Source organism: Pseudoalteromonas sp. THAF3 (genome assembly GCF_009363775.1).
Classification (GTDB): domain Bacteria; phylum Pseudomonadota; class Gammaproteobacteria; order Enterobacterales; family Alteromonadaceae; genus Pseudoalteromonas; species Pseudoalteromonas ruthenica.
In genome coordinates, this window is sequence record NZ_CP045418.1 from 2,581,864 (window position 1) to 2,602,920 (window position 21,057).

Below are 21,057 nucleotides of genomic sequence, written 5' to 3' on the forward strand. Positions count from 1 at the left end.
CGCTGTGTTTGGAGTGTGAATGTATCTCTTTGAAGGTCTAAAGAAAAAAATATCCGAGTACCTGCCTCCGGCTGATGTGGCATTGGTACAAAAAGCCTATGTGGTGGCCCGTGAAGCCCATGAAGGACAATTTCGCTCAAGTGGTGAGCCGTACATCACACACCCCGTTGAAGTAACGCAAATTTTAGCCAGCATGAAGCTCGACCATGAGACCCTTATGGCGGCGCTTATGCACGATGTCATCGAAGACACCGACTTCTCGCAACAAGACCTGGCGGAGATATTTGGCGAGACGGTCGCCGAACTCGTCGAGGGCGTCAGTAAGCTCGATAAACTCAGCTTCAAAGACAAAAAAGAATTCCAAGCTGAAAACTATCGCAAGATGATCATGGCGATGACTCAGGACATCCGCGTTATTTTAATTAAATTGGCGGACCGCACCCACAATATGCGCACCCTGGGAGCACTACGTCCTGACAAGCGTCGTCGCATCGCCCGCGAGACCTTAGAAATCTTTGCCCCCATCGCTAACCGCTTAGGTATCCACGACATTAAAAACGAGCTCGAAGACTTAGGTTTTCAAGCGCTTTACCCGATGCGCTATCGCGCCCTGAAATCAGAGGTTGCGAAAGCACGAGGCAATCGTAAGGAAGTGATCAGCAATATTCAGGGTGAGATTGAATCACGCTTGGAAGATGCTGGCATTCAAGCGCAAGTATCAGGGCGAGAAAAGCACCTCTACAGCATTTACAAAAAAATGCTCAACAAAGAGCTGATGTTTAACGAGGTGATGGACATTTATGCGTTTCGCATTGTTGTTGATAGCATGGATACCTGTTACCGCGTGCTTGGGGTGGCGCATAATCTCTATAAACCTATCGAAACACGTTTTAAAGATTATATTGCCGTACCAAAGACCAATGGCTATCAGTCGCTACATACCTCGTTGGTGGGGCCACACGGCATTCCCGTAGAAATTCAAATTCGCACCTTAGATATGGATCACATGGCCGATAAAGGGGTCGCGGCACATTGGATGTACAAAAAGGCGGGAGAAAATACCGGACACACGGCTCAGCAGCGCGCCCGTCAATGGATGCAAAGCCTACTCGAGCTGCAACAAAGTGCAGGCTCTTCATTTGAGTTCGTGGAAAACGTTAAAACTGAACTGTTCCCTGAAGAGATTTACGTATTTACTCCTGATGGCCGTATTATCGAGTTGCCCATGGGGGCCACCGCTGTTGACTTTGCCTATGCGGTGCACACCGATGTTGGCAACACCTGTGTAGGTGCCCGCGTCAATCGCAAACCGCACCCCTTGAGTCGACCGCTTGATACCGGGCAAACCGTAGAGGTGATCACCAGCTCAGGGGCACACCCTAACGCCACGTGGCTCAACTTTATTGTTACCGCAAAAGCACGTTTATGTGTACGTAATTACCTTAAGAGCCAACGCCAAGAAGAGGCCATGCAATTAGGGCGTCGTCTGCTTGATTCGGCTTTGGGCGAGCACGCATTGGACGAGATAGGTGAAGAGCGGATAACGCGTGTACTTGAAGAGCACCAACTCAACACCTTGCTGGAGCTATTGGTCGAAATAGGCTGTGGCAACATTATGAGCATGCTGGTTGCCAAACGCCTACTGCAGGTAGACGAGGAACAAATCGACGACTTAGAAAAATCGGCAAAGGCGGCCATTATTGGTACCGAAGGCATGCTGGTCAATTACTCTAAGTGCTGTCGTCCGGTCCCAGGTGATGCCATTGTCGCTCATGTTAGCCAAGGCAAAGGCCTGACCGTGCACCGCCAAGAATGTAAAAATATTCGCGGCTGGCAAAGCGAGTCATCAAAATACTTTGTTGTGAAGTGGGAAGATAATCCAGAAAAAGAATACATTGCCGCTTTGCGTGTGGAAATCATCAACCACCAAGGTGTGCTCGCTAAGCTTACCAACTTAGTGGCGTCAACAGGCGCTAATATTGTTGAACTAACAACTGATGAAAAAGAAAGCAATTTATATGTTATTGACCTTGGCGTGACCGTGAAAGACCGTATTCACGTAGCAAATATCATGCGCCGCATCCGGGTGATGCCAGATGTACAAAAGGTCTACCGTAAAAAGTAAAGGACAATCATGAATAAAATTATTATATCAACCGACCAAGCCCCCTCAGCTATTGGCACTTATAACCAAGCTGTTAAGGTAGGCACCGCTGTATACCTTTCGGGGCAAATTCCACTTGTGGCAGAGACCATGGAAATGATCTCTGATGACTTCGCGGAACAAACACAGCAAGTATTTAAAAACCTGGCCGCCGTTTGTGAAGCCGCCGGGGGTGAGTTACAAGATATGGTTAAGGTCAATATTTTCCTTACCGACTTGAGCAACTTTGCCACGGTGAATGAAATTATGAGCCAACATTTCAAAATGCCTTACCCTGCTCGCGCTGCTATTGGTGTGAAAGAGCTGCCTAAAGGCGCGCAAGTTGAAATCGACGGAATTATGGAGCTGCCATCCACTAATTAGACAACCCACCTCACTGGTATACTTTTTGGGCAGAGTTTTCTGCCCTCTCCTCTCTTCCATTCTCCTTGTAAATCTCATAAAGTAGGATAAAACTTAATAAAGTCGTGTGCTTGCAAGGAATTATTTGTGTTTAAATTGGCCCACAATGGCAATGTGCTGTTTAATGTGACGCAGGAGACACCGGCGCCACCATCAAAAGCAGCCATGCTAGAAGCATTACAGCAATCAGAATTTGCTGGCTGTAAAGTGGACGACGAGCACCTCGATAAGTTTTACAGCGGTGAAGAATCAGGTCCGAGTATCGTAGTCGGTAAGCGCGTAGATGCCACGTTAGAGGTCACCATCAGCGACGATAAAATGTCAGCGATGGGACGCCTAACCACAGCGCAAGGGGGCAAAGCCCTCGATTTGGAAGCCGGCAAAAAGGCCATTGTGGTGGCGGGTGTACGCCGAGGCTACCAACAAGCGCTTTTAGAAAAACTTTTACAACAGCAATTTGAATTGGCCCCTGGTAGCTCAGTGAAAGGCACATTAGCACGTGGACGCTTACCCGTTGATGGGCAGCCCAGCGAACTAGTCAAACAAACACAAACCCTAAAAGATCGCATTAACAAACCTAAACGCCGTGAAGACGGCACGGTTGATATGCGCGACTTTGGCAAACTTGCCAGCGTTCAGCCCGGCACTGTTCTAATGATCCAAAAGCCTGCAACTCCAGGGAAAGAGGGGTTCACCGTCACCGGCGATGTACTTGAAGCCAAACCTGGTGAGCAACTGTCTTTAACCCCCGGAGAGGGGACCGAACTCAATCCGGATAACCCACTGGAGCTGCGCGCGACTGTTTCTGGCGTGCCCGTGGAATCTCCCAATGGCATGCGCGTTGACGATATTTTCACGATTAAAGAAGTGAACGTTAAAAGTGGCCATATCGATTTTGATGGCTCTGTGGTGATCACCCATAACGTTGAGCCGGGTATGCGGGTGACCGCTAAGGGTGAAATTAGCGTACTGGGCACGGTAGAATCAGGTATTCTTAATGCCACCGGTGATATCACCATCAAACAGGGCACCATTGGTCACCCTAACCACCAACAAAATGACGCCGAGCTTACTTGCCAGATTAATGCAGGCGGTAATTTACATATCAGCCACGCCCAATATTGCTACCTAGAAGCCACCAATATCTATATCGAACGCCAAGCTAGCCATTGCCAATTAAAAGCCCTAGAAAGCCTTATAGTAGGGCCAGAAGAGAGCCCTAATGGTAAGCTCTTTGGCGGTGAAGTACTCGATGCCTGCCGCCTTGAAGCCGGTGAAATTGGTAGTGAGTCGGGGGCCAAGATGCGCATTAATCTAGTTGCCCGAGGCGCGGATATTACCGCTGACAACGACGCCTGTGTGCAGCAACTTTCGCAGACTGACGATAAACTCGCGTCGTTGCAAGATGCATTAGAGAAGGCCGAAGCGATTAAAGACGCGGAAAAGAAAAAGCAACTCATTGAAAAAATTGGTGCCACGCAACTGGCCCTAGTACAACAAGCGGATGAGCTTGAAACTAAGCTGTCTAGCTTAGATAACACCTTACATTCACTGCTAGATGGCGCCAACCTTGTCGCCCATCAACGCTTAAATTCCGGCGTTGAGATTCATATCTTTGACAAGGTACTGAAAACAGCCAGGCAGTACCCACCCTGCGTTGTAAAACTAGAAAAAAGCAAAATAGAGGTTGAGTTTAAAACCTCCTAAACAGCAAAAAAAAGCGTGCTTAGCCCATTACTCATAACGAGGCTCAGCACGCTAACCACAAGATTTACAATAAGGCTTGCTGTTGTTTTAGCTGTTCAGGCCATACTCCTACCTGCACTTGACCAATATGACTCTTTTGCAAAAGCAACATCGCTAAACGAGACTGGCCGATACCGCCACCAATGGTTTGGGGTAGCTTTTTATGAAGCAAGGCTTGATGCCAAGGCAGTTGCGTTTTGTGGCTTTGCTCGCTCAACTCCAGCTGAGTGAGTAATGACTCGGGGCAAACCCGAATGCCCATGGAAGAAATCTCAAATGCATCTTCAAGTACCTTGTTCCACACTAAGATATCGCCGTTAAGTCCAGGCAACCCCTCATCTCCTTGAGTAGACCAATCATCATAATCCGGGGCGCGCACGTCATGACGTTGACCGTCTGCGAGCTTACCACCGATGCCGATGAGAAAGACTGCACCATACTGCTTACAAACCGCACGCTCCCGCTCTTTCGCGCTTAGATCTGGGTATGCCTGACGCAACTTCTCGGCATGAATAAAATGAATTTTTTCAGGTAGATAAGGAGCAATATCAAACTGCTCACCGACATAGGTTTCTGTCGCTTTAATGGCAGCGTAAATTTGCTCAACGGTGGCCTTTAGCGTCGCTAAACTGCGCTCGCTACGCTCACAAATCACCTTTTCCCAATCCCACTGGTCAACATACACTGAATGGATAGGGCTTAGACGCTCTTCGTCTGGGCGCAAGGCCCGCATATGTGTGTACAATCCCGAGCCCACCGCAAAGCCGTAATCAGCGAGGGTCTTACGCTTCCACTTCGCTAATGAATGCACCACCTCATAACGTTGCTCAGGTAGGGTTTTCACCTGCACGGCGACGGCCTTTTCATGACCACTGAGCTCATCTTGAATGCCATCTCCTACCTGGGCAAGAATCGGCGCCTGCACCTCAACAAGATTCAAAGCCGCTGCTAAGTGCTGTGAAAATACCTGTTTAACCGTACTAATTTGCTGCTGTTGTTGAATATACTCTGTGCTCATGGTCCTCATTCCCATTGCTGCTTTGTTCGATATAAAAACCATACCTCAGCGAGCGTTTTATTCAATACCATTTAACAAAAAGAGCTTTACTTAAAAATAGAAATCAATTTAACTCGAGCATATTAGATATCATTTATTTTTTATGTGTTTTAGCTATGGAAAATTATCGATTCGACAATTTAGACAAATCCATCCTTAAGAGCTTGATGAGTAATGCCCGCACCCCTTACGCCGAATTGGCGAAACAATGCGGAGTCAGTGCTGGGACCATTCATGTGCGCATAGAAAAAATGCGCCAAGCCGGAGTGATCACCGGCACCCAGGTACGTGTTGACGCTAAACGCCTGGGGTATGATGTGTGTTGCTTTATTGGCATTAACCTCAACAATGCCCGCGACTACCCCCATACTTTAGAGCTATTGCGTGAGCTCGAAGAAGTAGTCGAGGCCTACTACACCACAGGTAATTACAGCATTTTTATTAAGGTGATGGCGCGCTCCATCGAGCACTTACAAGACGTGCTGATCAATAAAGTGCAAGCGATTGAAGCAATTCAGTCAACCGAAACGCTGATTTCTTTGCAAAACCCTATTAATCGTAGTGTGACCCCATAGCCACATTGGCGTATAATCGGCGCACTTTTTTGTAACAGCAAAGATGGGCTATGGGCGAAAAGCGTTACCACCGAGTAAAACAAGTTTTAGATAGACGACAAACCGATCTCAGCGTGTGCTTAGATGAAGTGCATAAGCACCATAATCTTTCGGCCATCGTGCGCACCGCCGACGCTGTCGGTTGTCACCATATTCATGCGGTCTGGCCTAAAGAGCAGCGTCGTCTCACCAATAACACCTCCGGCGGTAGCAAAAACTGGGTGCACACCCATATGCATGACGATATTGACCAGGCTGTTGGCAGTATTCGCGAGCAGATCCCTGGGGTGCAGTTGCTGGCCACCAACCTCAGCAGCGACGCCGTCGACTATCGTGATATTGACTACACCCAACCCACCGCCGTGATTGTTGGCCAAGAGCGCGAGGGTATTTCCGATGCAGCGCTTGCCCATGCTGATAAACATATCGTTATTCCAATGCGCGGTATGGTGCAGTCTCTAAATGTCTCTGTGGCTGCAGCGTTAATCCTATACGAGGCACAGCGCCAACGCGAAGCCGCTGGCTTGTATGAACGCGATATGCTCAATCCACAAATCAAGCACACTTTACTGTTCGAAGGATGCCACCCTATTATTGCCCAGCAATGCAAAGAAAAGGGACTCCCCTACCCGGCTCTCGATGAGGACGGTGAAATTATTGCCAGTGAACAGTTCTGGGATACCTTACGCTACAAACGTCAGCGCTAAGTGACTTGAAAGCAAGGCCCAGCAGTCAGTACACTTAGGTTATAACTGTTTGAAGGACATGCCATTTGCCAAGCCTGAACACCTACCCCATTAACGAGCTCAAAGGCGTTGGCCCAAAAATGGCCGAGCGCCTTGCCAAGCTTGGCATTCGCAGCGTGCAAGACATGCTATTTCATTTGCCGCTGCGCTATGAAGACCGCACCCGCATTGTTCCCATCTGCGAGCTTCTGCCACATACCCATGTGTGTGTGCAAGCCACCATTGAATCCGCCAACATTACCTTTGGTCGCCGGCGGATGTTGGTGTGTCATATTAATGATGGCAGTGGACGCATGACACTCAGGTTCTTTAACTTCTCTGCGGCGCAAAAAAACGCCATGCAAGAGGGCAAAGTGATCCGCTGTTTTGGTGAAGTGCGCCGCGCTAAAGTCGGGCTGGAAATGGCGCATCCTGAGTACAATATTAGTGACAGCCCCGAAGCCCTCCCCACACAAACACATTTAAGCGCCATTTATCCGACCACCGACGGACTAAAACAACTATCACTGCGCAACCTAATGCTTCAAGCGCTGCAAGCCTTGAATCGCGCGCCAATAGAAGAGCTACTGCCACAACAGTATCGTCCCGCAGGTTGGTCACTCGCCGATGCCATTCGCTTTATTCACCAACCACCGGTTGATAGCGATACCCAAGCTTTAGAGCTCGGTGAACATCCAGCGCAGCAACGTCTGGCATTTGAAGAGTTACTGGCCCATAACCTCAGCTTGTTGGCCCTAAGGCAACAGGGGCAAGCTCACAAGGCCGTGGCCTTGGCGCCAAATAATGCCTTAGAGCAGCCGTTTTTAGCGTCTTTAGGGTTTACGCCGACGTCAGCACAGCAACGCGTAGTGGCAGAGATTAAAACGGATATGCAGCAGCCGTATCCAATGATGCGCTTGGTACAAGGCGATGTTGGCTCAGGTAAAACCTTAGTGGCAGCACTGGCAAGCTTATGCGCCATCGCCCAAGGTTACCAAGTGGCGCTCATGGCGCCGACAGAAATTCTCGCCGAGCAACATGCTTTAAACTTCAACCGTTGGTTTACCCCGCGCGGTATTCAAGTCACCCTGCTTGGTGGTAAAACCAAAGGCAAAGCACGTGAGCACGCCCTGAGCGATATTCAAAGTGGCCAGGCGCAAATGATTATTGGCACCCACGCATTATTCCAAGATCAGGTGCAATTCAATAACCTGGCGTTGATCATAATTGATGAGCAACACCGTTTTGGCGTCCACCAGCGCTTGTCACTGCGTGAGAAAGGCCGCTTTGGCGATTGCTACCCACACCAATTGGTGATGACCGCCACCCCCATCCCTCGCACCTTAGCGATGACCGCTTACGCTGATTTGGAAACATCAATTATCGACGAGCTGCCCCCGGGGCGCACGCCTGTTACCACCGTTGCTATTCCCGACAGCCGACGCGACGATGTCATAACGCGTGTGCACAAAGCGGTACAAGAGCAAGGTAGACAAGTTTACTGGGTGTGTACCCTGATTGATGAGTCGGATGCGCTGCAGTGTCAAGCCGCGCAATTAAGCGCCGAAGAGCTTCGTGAGCGCCTTCCTGAGCTGCGTATTGGCCTAGTTCATGGTCGTCTAAAGGCGGATGAAAAGCAGCGCGTTATGAGTGAGTTTAAAGACGGCGAACTTGATGTGCTAGTGGCAACGACAGTGATTGAAGTGGGTGTTGATGTCCCTAATGCCAGCCTAATTATCATAGAAAACCCCGAGCGCTTAGGTTTGGCGCAATTACATCAGCTCCGTGGTCGTGTTGGCCGGGGCGCGGCAGCCTCCCATTGTGTGCTGCTCTATCATGCCCCTTTGTCACATACTGCGCAGCAGCGTCTAGGAGTGTTACGTGATAGCAACGATGGTTTTGTTATTGCCGAGCGCGATTTGCAAATTCGTGGACCAGGGGAAGTGTTGGGCACAAAACAAACCGGCATGACCGATTTTAAAGTGGCGGATTTAGAGCGCGACAAAGCCTTAATCAACAACCTTCGTCCGCTCGCCAAACAGCTTCTCATACAACATCCAGAGGTAGCCAAGGCATTGTGTTGGCGCTGGTTGGGCGACCGCTCTGCCTACGCCCAGGCCTGATGGATCTATACCTGTATCAAAGCATTATAAGTGTGCTACTCACTGTATTTAGACAACAAAAAACCCGCCAAATGGGCGGGTTTTTCATCTGCAAAAGCTTAGAATTTGTATTCCATGCCTACAGCTAAATAGTCTTCATCAGCGCTCGCATCGTCATCAAATTTGGTATAAAAGCCAAATAGCTTGGTACTTTTATTAAACTTGTAATCAACGCCAGCGGTCATCGCATTACGGTCGTTGCCAGCAAAATCCATGGTTTGGTATTGCGCTTTTAATACCGTTTTATCAATCGCATATGCTGCACTTACTAAGAAGCCGTCGCTGTCTTCACCACCTGCTGCGGGCTCTTGTGTTTGGTACATGGCACCGAGCTTTATTCCTACGACTTTAGTGCCCACAGTAGCACGTAAAATGTCGTAGCCTTTTACTTCACTGTCAGCGGCAATTGCGGCGTACACGTTGGATTTTTTCAGGCCTTTATCACCATAAGTCAAGGCAACCGAATAGCCGTTGTCGGCATCGGTATCATCTTCAGCGATATAACTGGCAATAACTTTAAAACCATTGAGGCTATTAGAGGTGTATGTAACTGAGTCACCTAAGCGATTTTCACCTTTGAATACGTTTTTAATATCGCCTTCAAGATCACTGAACAAGTCAACTTTACCTTGCGATTGCTTTAGCGCGGTATCGTTACGACCAATCACGATTTGGCCAAAGTTACCTTTAAGACCGACGTACTGGTTACGTGCAGTGATGTTGTCTTTATCGCCTTTTGAATCAGCATCAGACAAATCAACCTGAAACTCAAGTTTATAAACTACGTCCAAGCCATCAGCAATCCCCTCTGAGCCTTTAAAGCCAAGGCGAGACGCATTACTTTTGATTTCAGTGAATGATCCCTCACCCTCATCAGATGATTGCACTGTTACATTCGCTTTACCGTAAATATTGACATCAGCCGATGCGTAAAAAGGCAATCCAGCCGCCACAGCGAGCACTAGTGCAGAAGGAGCAAATCTCATAGTCGTTTCCTCAGTTAAAAATCGCAACACATAATTAAAACGCCTGCAGTCTGCCAGTATTAAATTACAGAAATATGACAAATGACATTTAAAGTTCAACAAAGTGTCACCGAGGTGACATTTAAGCTTCACATTCAACGCTTTAATAATGATGTTTATGTGAGTTCTTCACCGATTAATTGTAGCTGCTGTTGCAGCTTTTCAATTAAGTCTTTTTGTTCATTGTCTTTATGAAAGGCGACGAACACTTCTCGCGAGGTCTGCGGCACTCCTTCGACTAAAAAGAGCTCTCCCGATTCCAGATATTGTTGCGCTTGCACTCTTGGCACAAAGGCACTACCGCCACAACGTAAAATCAACTCTAAGGCGATACGTCCAGTACTGGTGCGAAAATAAGGCGGTGCCGAATTGGCAAAGTTGCGGGCATGCCATAGCGAAAATGCCGTTCCCCAATCAACGAATACATATTGGTTATCAAAAAAAGACTCAGCAGTCGCATCGGCATAACTCGACAGCGGAATAATATCCAGTGTGCAAATTGGTTCAACGCACAACTCATCGACCTTAGGTAAATCGAACAGCACCGCTATATCTAAGGTGCGTTCGAGTAATAGTCGAGTGCTCTCCTGCTGATTTTTAACTTCTGCGACCAAGGAGATGCCCGGCATGGCCGAGACAATATGGGCAATACCAAATTGCAAAAAAGCATCCCAAATGTTCGCTGTGCCACTGAGTGCCAATTGACGGCGCATGTTATCTGCCAGCGCCACATCCAGCTTGGCACGCTGTACTCCGGTGACAATCAGCTTAGCGTGAGGTAACAGACGCTCCCCCGGAGCAGTCAGCTGGATGTTATTGCGTTGGCGCAGAAATAGATTGACGCCCAAGCTTTGCTCTAACTGACGAATTCGAAAGCTCACCGCTGACTGCGTGATATATAAGTTTTCTGCAGCGCGGCCAAAGTGGCGAGTGCGCGCGACCTCAATGAACGTCTTCAGTAAATCGATATCCACTCGTGTTTATCCTCACGATAAAAATTTTTTGTTTAAAAAAACAACGCTTGTGTACCATACTCCAGCCGATTTCCCTTGTATTAGGAGCTAGCTATGACGGCGCACCAATTGTTCGAATTACGCAAAGCCTTTGCTTGCGATCACAAATTCTATAACGACGAAAAGTTCCCACGCGGTTTCAGCCGCAGTGGCCACTTTACGCTACTAGAATCGGAGATTTTAGAAGAACATGGACGCTTATTAAAAGCTTTGCAAGAAAAAACGGTTGAACCCATTAACGACACGCAAGCGCACTTCGTTGCAGCCACGACTGGCGTATCCACGCCCATCAACCCGGTCGAGAACGCGTGGATAAAGTACTTAAAACTGACAACCAGTAAGGCACGTTTTTTCACCTTGTTTGGTCGTAAACGCAGCTTTGACGCACCTGAAGTGGAAGTAGAAATCGATAGCGACGATCTCGATTAAACCGCACTTTACGCCCATGCCAGCCATTAGCAGGCGTGGGCGAGTTTAAAAATTAACGCAAGCTGGCGCGATTGACGGTGCCTTGGTGCTGCGCGCGAGCGTTGCGGCTAAAGCGCCATGAATCCCAACTAAACACCAGCAATGCAGCCCAAATACAGGCGAAGGTAACGATGCGCTCAGCATCAAATACCTCGCCATAAAAGACCACGGCTAATAAAAACATCAGGCTTGGGCCAATATATTGGAAAAAGCCGATAGTGGTGTATTGCAACCGCTTAGCAGCAGCGGTGAAACACAATAGCGGTAAGGTGGTCACAATACCGGCGCTAACCAGCAAGGTATTTAATTGCCAACTATTGACCATTAAATCGGAGCTTGCTGTGGGCGTTGAGAAGTACCAATAAGCCAGGGCCACCGGGAATAAGATAACCGCTTCAAGTAATAACCCAGGTAATGATTCAACGGGCATCTTTTTACGAATTAAACCATAGGTGGCAAAGGAGCCAGCCAACGCAAAGGCCACCACCGGAAACGAACCGAAACTGATCAGCTGAATGGCCACCCCAGTGAGCGCCAAAGCCACCGCAAATAGCTGCCACTTACGCAAGCGCTCAGATAAAAAGGTTACACCGAGCAATACGTTCAGTAACGGGTTGATGTAATAGCCAAGACTGGCATCGAGCATGTGGTCATTGTTCACCGCCCAAATAAACAAGCCCCAGTTGAACCCTAATAAGGTGGCACTCACTACCAGCATGAGTAAGTATTTTGGCTGTTTAATGATCACTTGGACGTTACGCCACTGACGCAACACTGCCACCACTAACAACAAAAATAGCACCGACCAAATCACACGATGGGCAAGGATTTCCAGAGCGGGTACAGCGAGCAACTGTTTGAAATAAACCGGGGCAACGCCCCACATAGTGAACGCCAAGGCTGCGAATAGCATGCCTTTTTTGGCTTGAGCATCGGATGACATAACACTAACCCAAACGGTAAAAACGCTATTCTACGCCTCGCATTGTTGAAGGGCTAGTTTATCCGACTAAATAAGTGCCTGTACCATAAGCGATTTGCACACCTTGGTCATTATGCAGCTCCATACGACAAACACACACCTTGTTACCCGAGCGTATCAACATAGCCGTAGCAATAAAACGCTCACCCTTGCCCGGGCGTAAATAGTCTGTGCGCAAATCGATGGTGCCTAAGGTTGCCAGCCGGGATTGTGCGCTGAGCATTTCTGCCGGGCCAAATTTATCAATCACCGATGCCGCAGCAAGCAATCCACCCACGGTGTCTAACAACGACGAAATCACTCCGCCATGGAGTATTTGCTGTTGCGGGTTACCGATTAACTGCGCGCTCCATGGCAATTCGATGCTCGCCGACTCGCCATCCAGCTCCTTGATCTCCATTGCCAATAACTGGTTAAACGGCATTTGCGCAAATAACTGGCTTAGCTTATTCAGGGCTTGAGCTTTATCCATAGTCTGTTCTCAACTGGTAAGATGAGTTATAGCCTATCTGAAGATGCATTTTTAAGCAAAGAGCAAGGCAGTTGCAGACAGGAATAATAAAAGACTCTAGAATAGGCGGCCATGAGCAGTGTATCCGCATTATTTTCCGAACAAACGCCTGAGCAGATCCTGCGCGACGTGTTCGGCTACAGCCAATTTCGCGAGGGCCAACAGCAGGTGATCAACGCCGTGCTTGGCGCTCAGGATGCCCTAGTGCTCATGCCGACAGGCGGTGGCAAGTCATTATGCTACCAAGTGCCGGCAATGTTATTACCCGGGCTAACCTTGGTCATTTCACCATTAATATCTTTGATGCAAGATCAGGTCACCCAGCTCAACGCCCAAGGGGTCAAAGCGGCCTATATTAATAATTCTCTGACTCGTGAACAGCAGCAGCTCATCTATCAGCAACTCCATGACGGCGAAATAAAGCTACTCTATGTTGCTCCGGAGAAAGTGCTGCAATATGAGTTTATGCAGCGTCTTGGCTATTTAAATATCAGCCTGATTGCGGTTGATGAGGCACATTGTGTCTCTCACTGGGGGCATGATTTTCGTCCCCATTACTTCCGCCTTAGTGAACTCAAACAGCGCTTTGCCCATGTACCGATGATGGCACTTACCGCCACTGCCGACAGCGCCACTCGTGTCGATATTGTCAATCAACTGGGGCTACGCTCGCCCTATATCCATATTGGCAGCTTCGATAGGCCAAACATTCGCTACACCTTGGAAGAAAAGTTTAAACCTTTCACTCAGTTGCTGCGCTATTTGCGCACCCAAAGTGGGCAAAGCGGCATCATCTACTGCACTAGCCGCAAGCGCGTTGATGATTTGGCCCAAAAACTCAGTGAAGCAGGTTTTAATGTCGCCGGTTACCACGCTGGCATGAGTAACGAATCGCGCCACTTTGTACACAACGCTTTTGCCAAAGACGATATTCAAATTGTGGTCGCCACTGTGGCCTTCGGTATGGGCATCAACAAACTCAATGTGCGCTTTGTAGTGCACTACGATATTCCTAAAAACATCGAGTCTTATTATCAAGAAACTGGCCGAGCCGGACGGGATGGTTTAGCCGCAGAAGCCATTATGTATTTTGACCCGGCGGATGTCCCTCGAGTTAGGCGCTTTTTTGAAGACATTGACGATGAGCAGCGCCGCCGCGTCGAAGAGCAACGTTTCAATGCCATGGCCAGTTTTGCTCAAGCGCAAACCTGCCGACGACAAATACTGCTTAATTATTTTAGTGAATACCAGCGCGAGGCATGCGGTAACTGCGATATCTGCTTAAATCCACCGCAGCGTTTTGATGGCACCGTGGTGGCGCAACAGGCGCTATCCTGTGTGTATCGCGCCGGACAAAAATTCGGGCTGGGCTATATCGTCGAGTTACTGCGTGGCGCTAACACTCAGCGTATCCGGGATCTCAATCATCACACCTTAAGCACCTATGGTATTGGCAAGGAGCACAGCAGCGAATATTGGCTCAGTATTTTGCGCCAGCTCATTCATCAGGGCTTACTGCATCAAGATATTACCCAAGGTTCGGTACTACACCTTACCGAAGCAGCCAGACCGGTGCTCAAGGGCGAATATCAGTTACAACTTGCTGAGCCACGTTTACAAGCCAAGCACGTTTATCAAGATAAGCTGGCCCAGTTCAATTACGATAAAAAGCTGTTTGCTAAACTGCGCGCCTTGCGCAAGCAACTAGCGGATGATGATGATGTGCCGCCGTATGTGGTATTCAATGACCGAACCTTAGCGGAAATGGCGCAACTTATGCCTACCAATGACACCGAGTTTTTAAAAGTATCGGGTGTGGGTTTCACTAAACTCAGTAAGTACGGCAGTGCCTTTATGACTTTAATTCGTAATCATCTGTCACCCGAATAATCGCCAATACTATATAAGAGCTTAACTGTGACCCGATTCGCTATAGATAGCCAACACCACGTTATTATCATTACTCCTGATGTGATGCCCAGCGCCGATGAATTCGACTTTTGGGGCCGTATTTTCTTGCATCATGACGCCATCGTCATCGGTGAGTTTGAACAAGGTGTAGACAGGCACATGCTGCGTTTTAGCTTTGAACAGCTTCCTTTTGAGCTGCATTTTGAACATTATGGCGACAATATTTGGATCAGCGCCACAGGGGTTGAAGCGCAAGGTAAGTTAACCGAATTAGGAAATTATTTAAGCGCAAGTTAATAAATGTGCGATACACTTTAATTCACGATATGGAAAAAAGTGAGTTAAATGAATCGACTATTCGTTCTACTTAGTACCCTAGCCGCCTTTTCCAGTGCTGCTCCCGCGCAGCAGGAAAAGTGCAAGAATGAACAGTCCCAAGTGCAAAGTAACCACTTACTATCGCGTCAACTCGAGGACAAAGCTCCCCTTCCAGATGCCAATCCTAGCCGACGGATTGGAGACATTAGCTTTAGCCAGCAAAATATCTTTAACACCGAATTAGACGAAGAAAATAACTGGCTGTTTCGCCTTGCCAACGACATGCATGTGATGACTGAACAGCAAGTGTTAGAGAATATTTTGTTGTTCCAACCAGGCGATCGCTACAGCCCACAACAATTACGCGAGTCAGAACGTTTGCTACGTCAACAAGGCTATTTATATGACGCTCGGATCAGTGCGCAAACGCGGTGCGACGAGTTTGTGGATGTGAAAGTCGAAACCCGTGAGCTCTGGACTTTGTTGCCAGAGATTAGCTTTAGCCGCAGCGGAGGTGAGAACCGCTCCACGTTTGGTTTTCGTGACAGTAACTTCCTTGGTTGGGGTAAGCGCGTATCCTTAGTACGCACCAATGATGAGGAGCGCAGTGGTTACGAATTTACCTATGACGATCCGAATATTCTCGGCAGTCGTTATCGCGGTCGTCTTGAGTATGCAGATAACAGTGACGGTAAGCGCCATTGGCTGTCGGTCACTTATCCTTTTTATGCGCTGTCTACAAAACACAGTTATGGGGTGGCCAATGGCAGTAACCGCCGTCAGGAGAAGCTCTATGATCGCGGTGAAGAGATCAGTGAGTTCTCGCAACATACCTCTTCTAGCCATGTGTTTTATGGGGTTTCAAGCTCACCAGCCCCGAATTGGACGCAGCGTACCATCGTCGGTTATCGCTACCAAAAAGACCGGTTTGATGCGATAGATGAAACCGTGTTACCTCTTGCCGAAGAGCGTACGCTTTCCTATCCCTATCTACGAGTCAGCTGGTTACAAGACGATTATGTAAAAGTACACAATATCGACTCTATCACGCGCACCGAAGATTTGAACCTAGGTTGGCAAATCGATACTACTTTAGGTTACTCAAGCGAATCTCTGGGTGGCGATACTAACCGTTTGGTGCTCGACTTTCGTGTGCAGCGCAGCCACTACGTTAATCAGCAGAGTCTGTGGCGTTGGTCGGTGGATGTACAAGGTCAGCTACGCGAAGATGGGTTCACTGCTGAGAATCTATTTTTTGGCACCCAAGCTGAGTATTTCTTTAATAGTGATGATGCTCAATCGTGGTATGTAAAGGCGCGTATAGATGGCGCTGAAGGGTTAACCTTGGACCGCCAGCTTACACTAGGTGGCGATTCCGGGCTGCGCGGATACCCGCAGCATTATCAGCAAGGGGATCGGCGAGCACTGCTTAGCATTGAGAAGCGCTATTATTGGGAATATAACCTATGGCAGTTATTTCGCGTCGGTGGGGCTGCTTTTTATGACGCTGGACAAGCCTGGTTTACCAACAGCAATCCCGCCAATGACACCCACTTTCGCCACAACTATGGGGTTGGTTTACGCTTAGCACCAAGTCGCGCCAACGCCGGAACGGTTATTCATATCGATGTCGCCAGGGCTATCAACCGCCCAAATGATGTCGACCCCGTCCAGTGGTTGGTGACCGTGAAGAAATCCTTCTAAATACACTTTGCTGATGGCTGTTTCCATGCTATACAGCGGCTTTAACAACTTGTTTTTATAAGGAACATATCTGTGGCGCTGGTTGATCTTCTTACTCAACATTATAAGTGGCTGGTTACCCTTGTGGTGCTGCTGCTTTTCCCTTTATTGGTGCGCTTGCAGCTGAAAATTTTTAACAAAACGATCCGGGGTCGAGTCGACCCTCATCGCAAACAACGCGCGCAATTGTTACTCAAAGTGTTGCTTGCTTTTGTTCTGCTGTGCATCCTGTTGGTGTTCTGGGGCATCGAGTTACGCGGGCTATTAGTGGTCGGCTCAAGCCTGTTTGCAATGCTTGGCGTCGCGATGTTTGCGGGTTGGTCTTTGCTTTCAAATCTGACATCGTTTTTGCTGATGTTTGTACAAAATGATTGCCGGGTCGGCAACTGGGTCAAGGTGATTGATGGCGCCAACTTCATAGAAGGACGGATTATTGAAATGGGGTTGATGAACGTGGTGTTAGAGCACCTAGAGGGTCATCGTGTTCTCTATCCCAACAATTTATTTGTAACCCGGCCAGTGATGGTACTGAACAAACCGCCACAAAAAGCCAAGCCTACACGGCGCATACTGGCACCTAAAAATAAACCTTAAAGCAAATGCCAACAGGCGCAATTGCGCCTGTCATTCATTGTTAAGCTCAGGTGTTTTCAACTCATCATCCATGTCACTGATTTCATCAATAAACGTCTCTAGCTGTTGCTCAACCAACGAGTTGGCATGCGCAAAATAGGCAAGATGAAAAATAGCATCGCCCTCGTTCACCAAAGGCATGGTTTGCTGTCCAATCACAATGCCACTGCGCGGCGCTAAAATCGCACATTCACTATCCCCTAGCGGGCTGTTGATATAAGCCAACACTTGGCCTTTACTCACGCGCTCGCCAAGGGAGACTTGAGCGCGGATAATGCCATCTGTTTCGGCCCGGATCCAACTGGTAGAACTGGCGATAACCGGCTCCGCCTGCTTGCGAACCCGTTTGCCTCGTAGCATCCTCAGTTTACGCATGACGTTTTCCACCCCTTGCACACCCGCAGCAATAGCGATGGGATCGAAACGTAGCGCCTCTCCAGCTTCGTACGTGATCACCGGGATCCCAAGCTCTGCCGCTTCACTGCGCAGTGAGCCGTTTCGTAGCGAGGCATTGATCACCGCTGGCGTACCAAAGGCATTGGCTATTTTAGCCGTTTCCTCATTGCTTAAATCGGCTCGGATCTGCGGTAAATTGGTGCGGTGGATGGCGCCTGTATGCAAATCAATGATATGGCTGCAATGCATCGCCACTTCGTTAAAAAACGTATTCGCCATACGCCCCGCCACAGATCCTCGCTGCGAGCCTGGGAAGCAGCGATTGAGATCGCGCCTATCGGGAAGGTAGCGAGATTTATGGATAAAACCAAACACATTGACAACAGGCACAGCAATTAAGGTGCCACGCAATTGCGTGGCATCAACCTTTGCTAAGGTTTGTCGCACGATTTCAACACCGTTGAGCTCATCACCGTGAATTGCTGCACACACCAGCAATACCGGACCGCTTTCTACTCCGTTAACCACCTCAAGATTAATGGTCAGTGGTGAGTGGGTATATAGCTTGGCCGCTTCAAGCTCAAAGGTGCGCCGCTGCCCAGGTGCGACTTGCTCACCTAACAGCGTAAATGCCTGATTCTTTTTAGCCCTTGCCACGGGTTCTGGTCCTCTTTTCTTTAGCATTCTTTTCTATAAATTGAATAATCATGCCAGCAATATCTTTTCCTGTCGCTAACTCAATTCCTTCGAGTCCTGGTGAAGAGTTAACTTCCATCACTAAAGGGCCACGCTCAGAGCGCAGTAAGTCAACCCCAGCGACATTTAACCCCATTGCTTTAGCGGCGGCCACTGCTGTTTTACGCTCTTCTGGAGTAATCCGTACCAAGCTGGCACTGCCGCCACGGTGTAAATTGGAGCGAAATTCACCTTCTTGGGCTTGGCGCTTCATCGCCGCAATAACACGATCGCCAATGACAAAGCAACGAATATCAGCCCCACCCGCTTCTTTGATATATTCCTGCACCATGATGTGTGCTTTCAGGCCCATAAAAGCCTCAATCACACTCTCGGCCGCCTTACGTGTTTCAGCAAGCACCACCCCAATCCCTTGTGTCCCCTCAAGCAGCTTGATAACAACCGGGGCTCCACCCACCATCTCAAGCAAGTCTTTGACATCATCGGGTTTGGATGCAAAACCGGTTACCGGCATGCCCACTCCCTTGCGTGATAGTAGCTGTAAAGAACGTAATTTGTCGCGCGAGCGGGTGATGGCAACGGATTCATTCACAGGGTACACCCCCATCATCTCGAATTGCCGTAACACTGAACAGCCATAAAACGTAACAGAAGCCCCGATGCGCGGAATAATGGCATTGAAGTCCTCTAGTTTTTGACCTTTATAGTGTACTTCCGGCTCTTGCGAGTTGATATTCATGTAACAGCGTAAAGCATCCAATACCTGCACTTCATGGCCACGCTGCTGCGCCGCCTCAATTAAACGGCGAGTGGAATACAACGACTTGTTACGTGATAAAATGCCGATTTTCATAATAAACCTTATAATTGTGTTTGGTGTGACAATTCAGGGTCTACAACAATACGCCCTGCCATGGCTGTACGCCCCAATAGCATACGAAATTTCATGGTGTCTCTATTTGTGAGTGTTGCTTCAATGGGCCATTGTTGGCCGCCAATAAGTAACTGCGTTTGTATGACATAACGCTGCTCTTGGTGCCCACCAGAGTCAGTAACGGTGCGCTGATCTATCACCTTCGCTTGGCACTGTATCTCTGTGTCGTTGTCGTCTTGAATGGGATGAACCCAAAACCGCACCCAGACCTGCTCATCTTGTATAAACTCTTCAACTCGAAAAGCATGAATACATGAAGTACGGGCACCGGTATCTACCTTAGCCTTGATTTTATCAATCCCCAGCTCAGGCAGGGCTAGCCACTCACGCCAACCTACTGTTATTTTATTTGTCATATGCGAAGTCACTTGTATGCTCCAACGGCGAGGAGCGCAATAGTAAAAGCCGCTTTATACGGTAATTATCGATAAAGAACAGTGAATTAAATTACTCGCGTCGATAAAGACTATTCATTGATCTTGTAGCGATAATAGACAAGGATAGAAGAAACATTCTGTATTGAAAGTGAAGGTGTTATGTCAGCTTTGATTCATGCCTTAGTGTTAGACGCTCAAGGCGGCGCTGAACAATTAACTGAAAAATCAGCGATTAAGCAGTGGAAGCCCAGTGATGGTGTGCTGTGGCTACATCTTGATTACTGCCAAGATGATATTGAGCAATACTTAGCAGCGGTGCCATTAAGTGAATTTGCACATGATGCCCTTATTGCCGATGAAACACGCCCTCGTATTGTCAGCGATGACAGTGGCCATTTATTGTTTTTGCGTGGCGTCAATCTTAACCCGGCAGATAGTCCTGATGATATGGTATCGATTCGCGTGTTCGTTAGTGAACAACTTATCGTCTCTACGCGCCACCGCCGCCTGCTGTCGGTGAATGCCCTTGCTGAATCTTTACGTAAAGGCAAAGGGCCGAGTACCACCTCAGCACTGGTATGCCAATTGTGCGAAAATTTAACCTCGCGAATGCAAGGTGTGATAGATGAACTCGAAGATAAACTTGACCAATTTGAAGAAGATGTTGATAGCCAACGAGCACATGATCACAATGCGCTATCACAGGTGCGCCGCCAAACTATCGGCTTGAAGCGCTATATCAGACCACAAAAGGAGGCTCTGCGCGCGCTTGTGAGTCAACAGCCAAGTTGGTTGGCTGACAGTGATATGCCGCGCATTAATGAAACCATTAACCATCTGCTGCGCTACTTAGAAGAACTTGATTTGAATATTGAGCGGGCCCAGATAATCCAACAAGAGGTCGCCAGCCAAGTATCCGACCAACTTAATAAGCGTATGTATGTGATGTCAGTGGTAGCAGCGCTGTTTTTACCCTTGGGCTTTCTTACCGGTTTACTGGGCGTCAATATTGGCGGAATTCCTGGAACGGAATCAGCAGCGGCATTCCCGTTGTTCGTTCTCGCTCTAGTGATATTAACCGCCGCCGTCGCTTTATATTTTCGTATGAAAAAATGGCTATAAAAAGCCTACCCACGTGGTCTGCTTAGCTTGCCACGTTACCCCTTCACACACGGATGTA

General features: G+C 48.4%; 20 protein-coding genes. 12 read left to right on the top strand and 8 right to left on the bottom strand.

Features of this window, described 5'->3' with window-relative positions:
* Positions 1-19: 19 nt before the first annotated feature.
* The 3 genes from spoT to FIU82_RS11990 all read left to right on the top strand — a co-directional run bounded on the left by spoT (position 20) and on the right by FIU82_RS11990 (position 4,273).
* Positions 20-2,125, top strand: a complete 2,106-nt coding sequence (gene spoT / locus FIU82_RS11980) for a bifunctional GTP diphosphokinase/guanosine-3',5'-bis pyrophosphate 3'-pyrophosphohydrolase (protein WP_022943475.1) — start codon at positions 20-22, stop codon at positions 2,123-2,125.
* Positions 2,126-2,134: 9 nt separating this feature from the next.
* Complete coding sequence (locus FIU82_RS11985) at positions 2,135-2,527, top strand: RidA family protein (protein ID WP_022943474.1); 393 nt, start codon at positions 2,135-2,137, stop codon at positions 2,525-2,527.
* Positions 2,528-2,653: 126 nt separating this feature from the next.
* A complete protein-coding gene (locus FIU82_RS11990; RefSeq protein WP_022943473.1) occupies positions 2,654-4,273 on the top strand; it encodes a DUF342 domain-containing protein in 1,620 nt (539 codons plus the stop codon).
* Between the two features lie 64 nt (positions 4,274-4,337).
* On the opposite strand, the gene asnA is transcribed toward FIU82_RS11990, so the two are convergent.
* Positions 4,338-5,330 carry an aspartate--ammonia ligase gene (gene asnA / locus FIU82_RS11995; RefSeq protein WP_045979327.1) on the bottom strand — a complete coding sequence of 331 codons (993 nt, stop codon included), beginning with the start codon at positions 5,328-5,330 and terminating at the stop codon, positions 4,338-4,340.
* Between the two features lie 155 nt (positions 5,331-5,485).
* Here asnA and asnC point away from each other — a divergent pair, with 155 nt between their 5' ends.
* From asnC to recG, 3 genes are all read left to right on the top strand, one after another.
* Positions 5,486-5,944 (top strand): transcriptional regulator AsnC, encoded by a 459-nt coding sequence (asnC, locus tag FIU82_RS12000; protein ID WP_022943471.1) that lies wholly within the window; start codon positions 5,486-5,488, stop codon positions 5,942-5,944.
* A gap of 50 nt (positions 5,945-5,994) precedes the next feature.
* Positions 5,995-6,690 carry a tRNA (guanosine(18)-2'-O)-methyltransferase TrmH gene (gene trmH, locus FIU82_RS12005; protein ID WP_138508665.1) on the top strand — a complete coding sequence of 232 codons (696 nt, stop codon included), beginning with the start codon at positions 5,995-5,997 and terminating at the stop codon, positions 6,688-6,690.
* A gap of 119 nt (positions 6,691-6,809) precedes the next feature.
* Positions 6,810-8,831, top strand: a complete 2,022-nt coding sequence (gene recG, locus FIU82_RS12010; RefSeq protein WP_152441497.1) for an ATP-dependent DNA helicase RecG — start codon at positions 6,810-6,812, stop codon at positions 8,829-8,831.
* 98 nt (positions 8,832-8,929) lie between these two features.
* Here the strand turns inward: recG and FIU82_RS12015 are convergent, their stop codons facing one another.
* The gene (locus FIU82_RS12015; RefSeq protein WP_152441154.1) at positions 8,930-9,856 is read right to left on the bottom strand and encodes a porin; all 927 of its coding nucleotides are present in this window, start codon (positions 9,854-9,856) and stop codon (positions 8,930-8,932) included.
* Positions 9,857-10,011: 155 nt separating this feature from the next.
* Positions 10,012-10,869, bottom strand: a complete 858-nt coding sequence (locus tag FIU82_RS12020) for a LysR family transcriptional regulator (RefSeq protein ID WP_022943467.1) — start codon at positions 10,867-10,869, stop codon at positions 10,012-10,014.
* 93 nt (positions 10,870-10,962) lie between these two features.
* Between FIU82_RS12020 and FIU82_RS12025 the strand changes: the two genes are divergently transcribed.
* Entirely contained in the window at positions 10,963-11,337 is a 375-nt protein-coding gene (locus FIU82_RS12025; RefSeq protein WP_022943466.1) for a DUF413 domain-containing protein, read from the top strand.
* 52 nt (positions 11,338-11,389) lie between these two features.
* Here FIU82_RS12025 and rarD read toward each other — a convergent pair whose 3' ends face one another.
* Together rarD and FIU82_RS12035 are read right to left on the bottom strand one after the other, a co-directional pair.
* Positions 11,390-12,319 (bottom strand): EamA family transporter RarD, encoded by a 930-nt coding sequence (rarD, locus tag FIU82_RS12030; RefSeq protein WP_152441155.1) that lies wholly within the window; start codon positions 12,317-12,319, stop codon positions 11,390-11,392.
* Between the two features lie 58 nt (positions 12,320-12,377).
* On the bottom strand, positions 12,378-12,830 hold the full coding sequence (locus FIU82_RS12035; RefSeq protein WP_022943464.1) for a thioesterase family protein: 453 nt from the start codon (positions 12,828-12,830) through the stop codon (positions 12,378-12,380).
* Between the two features lie 111 nt (positions 12,831-12,941).
* On the opposite strand from FIU82_RS12035, the gene recQ reads away from it, so the two are divergent.
* The 4 genes from recQ (at position 12,942) to FIU82_RS12055 (ending at position 17,435) form a co-directional block, all read left to right on the top strand.
* Complete coding sequence (recQ, locus tag FIU82_RS12040) at positions 12,942-14,759, top strand: DNA helicase RecQ (RefSeq protein WP_022943463.1); 1,818 nt, start codon at positions 12,942-12,944, stop codon at positions 14,757-14,759.
* Between the two features lie 27 nt (positions 14,760-14,786).
* Positions 14,787-15,077, top strand: coding sequence for a DUF3630 family protein (locus tag FIU82_RS12045; protein ID WP_152441156.1), 291 nt, complete (start codon positions 14,787-14,789; stop codon positions 15,075-15,077).
* Between the two features lie 48 nt (positions 15,078-15,125).
* Positions 15,126-16,802 (top strand): POTRA domain-containing protein, encoded by a 1,677-nt coding sequence (locus FIU82_RS12050; RefSeq protein WP_152441157.1) that lies wholly within the window; start codon positions 15,126-15,128, stop codon positions 16,800-16,802.
* A gap of 72 nt (positions 16,803-16,874) precedes the next feature.
* Positions 16,875-17,435: a mechanosensitive ion channel domain-containing protein gene (locus FIU82_RS12055; protein ID WP_022943460.1), complete on the top strand. Its 561-nt coding sequence runs from the start codon at positions 16,875-16,877 to the stop codon at positions 17,433-17,435.
* Positions 17,436-17,465: 30 nt separating this feature from the next.
* Here the strand turns inward: FIU82_RS12055 and FIU82_RS12060 are convergent, their stop codons facing one another.
* Genes FIU82_RS12060 through FIU82_RS12070 form a run of 3 tightly spaced genes read right to left on the bottom strand, consistent with a single transcriptional unit; the run spans position 17,466 to position 19,856 of the window.
* Positions 17,466-18,527 (bottom strand): succinylglutamate desuccinylase/aspartoacylase family protein, encoded by a 1,062-nt coding sequence (locus FIU82_RS12060; protein ID WP_045979321.1) that lies wholly within the window; start codon positions 18,525-18,527, stop codon positions 17,466-17,468.
* Positions 18,514-19,419: a 30S ribosomal protein S6--L-glutamate ligase gene (gene rimK, locus FIU82_RS12065; RefSeq protein WP_045979320.1), complete on the bottom strand. Its 906-nt coding sequence runs from the start codon at positions 19,417-19,419 to the stop codon at positions 18,514-18,516. Before rimK ends, FIU82_RS12060 begins: the two co-directional genes overlap by 14 nt.
* A gap of 8 nt (positions 19,420-19,427) precedes the next feature.
* Positions 19,428-19,856 (bottom strand): ATP-dependent zinc protease, encoded by a 429-nt coding sequence (locus FIU82_RS12070; RefSeq protein ID WP_045979319.1) that lies wholly within the window; start codon positions 19,854-19,856, stop codon positions 19,428-19,430.
* A 180-nt stretch (positions 19,857-20,036) separates the two neighbouring features.
* Here FIU82_RS12070 and zntB point away from each other — a divergent pair, with 180 nt between their 5' ends.
* Entirely contained in the window at positions 20,037-20,999 is a 963-nt protein-coding gene (gene zntB / locus FIU82_RS12075; RefSeq protein WP_152441158.1) for a zinc transporter ZntB, read from the top strand.
* Positions 21,000-21,057: the final 58 nt, after the last annotated feature.

Excerpts from the sequence above, each read along its gene's own strand:
- recG (WP_152441497.1), top strand. The coding sequence starts at position 6,810 with ATGGCCGAGCGCCTTGCCAAGCTTGGCATTCGCAGCGTGCAAGACATG.
- FIU82_RS12050 (WP_152441157.1), top strand. The coding sequence starts at position 15,126 with ATGAATCGACTATTCGTTCTACTTAGTACCCTAGCCGCCTTTTCCAGT.
- FIU82_RS12035 (WP_022943464.1), bottom strand. The coding sequence starts at position 12,830 with ATGGATAAAGCTCAAGCCCTGAATAAGCTAAGCCAGTTATTTGCGCAA.
- rimK (WP_045979320.1), bottom strand. The coding sequence starts at position 19,419 with ATGAAAATCGGCATTTTATCACGTAACAAGTCGTTGTATTCCACTCGC.
- zntB (WP_152441158.1), top strand. The coding sequence starts at position 20,037 with ATGTCAGCTTTGATTCATGCCTTAGTGTTAGACGCTCAAGGCGGCGCT.
- FIU82_RS12025 (WP_022943466.1), top strand. The coding sequence starts at position 10,963 with ATGACGGCGCACCAATTGTTCGAATTACGCAAAGCCTTTGCTTGCGAT.
- recQ (WP_022943463.1), top strand. The coding sequence starts at position 12,942 with ATGAGCAGTGTATCCGCATTATTTTCCGAACAAACGCCTGAGCAGATC.
- trmH (WP_138508665.1), top strand. The coding sequence starts at position 5,995 with ATGGGCGAAAAGCGTTACCACCGAGTAAAACAAGTTTTAGATAGACGA.
- FIU82_RS12015 (WP_152441154.1), bottom strand. The coding sequence starts at position 9,856 with ATGAGATTTGCTCCTTCTGCACTAGTGCTCGCTGTGGCGGCTGGATTG.
- FIU82_RS11985 (WP_022943474.1), top strand. The coding sequence starts at position 2,135 with ATGAATAAAATTATTATATCAACCGACCAAGCCCCCTCAGCTATTGGC.
- rarD (WP_152441155.1), bottom strand. The coding sequence starts at position 12,319 with ATGTCATCCGATGCTCAAGCCAAAAAAGGCATGCTATTCGCAGCCTTG.
- asnC (WP_022943471.1), top strand. The coding sequence starts at position 5,486 with ATGGAAAATTATCGATTCGACAATTTAGACAAATCCATCCTTAAGAGC.
- asnA (WP_045979327.1), bottom strand. The coding sequence starts at position 5,330 with ATGAGCACAGAGTATATTCAACAACAGCAGCAAATTAGTACGGTTAAA.
- FIU82_RS12070 (WP_045979319.1), bottom strand. The coding sequence starts at position 19,856 with ATGACAAATAAAATAACAGTAGGTTGGCGTGAGTGGCTAGCCCTGCCT.
- spoT (WP_022943475.1), top strand. The coding sequence starts at position 20 with ATGTATCTCTTTGAAGGTCTAAAGAAAAAAATATCCGAGTACCTGCCT.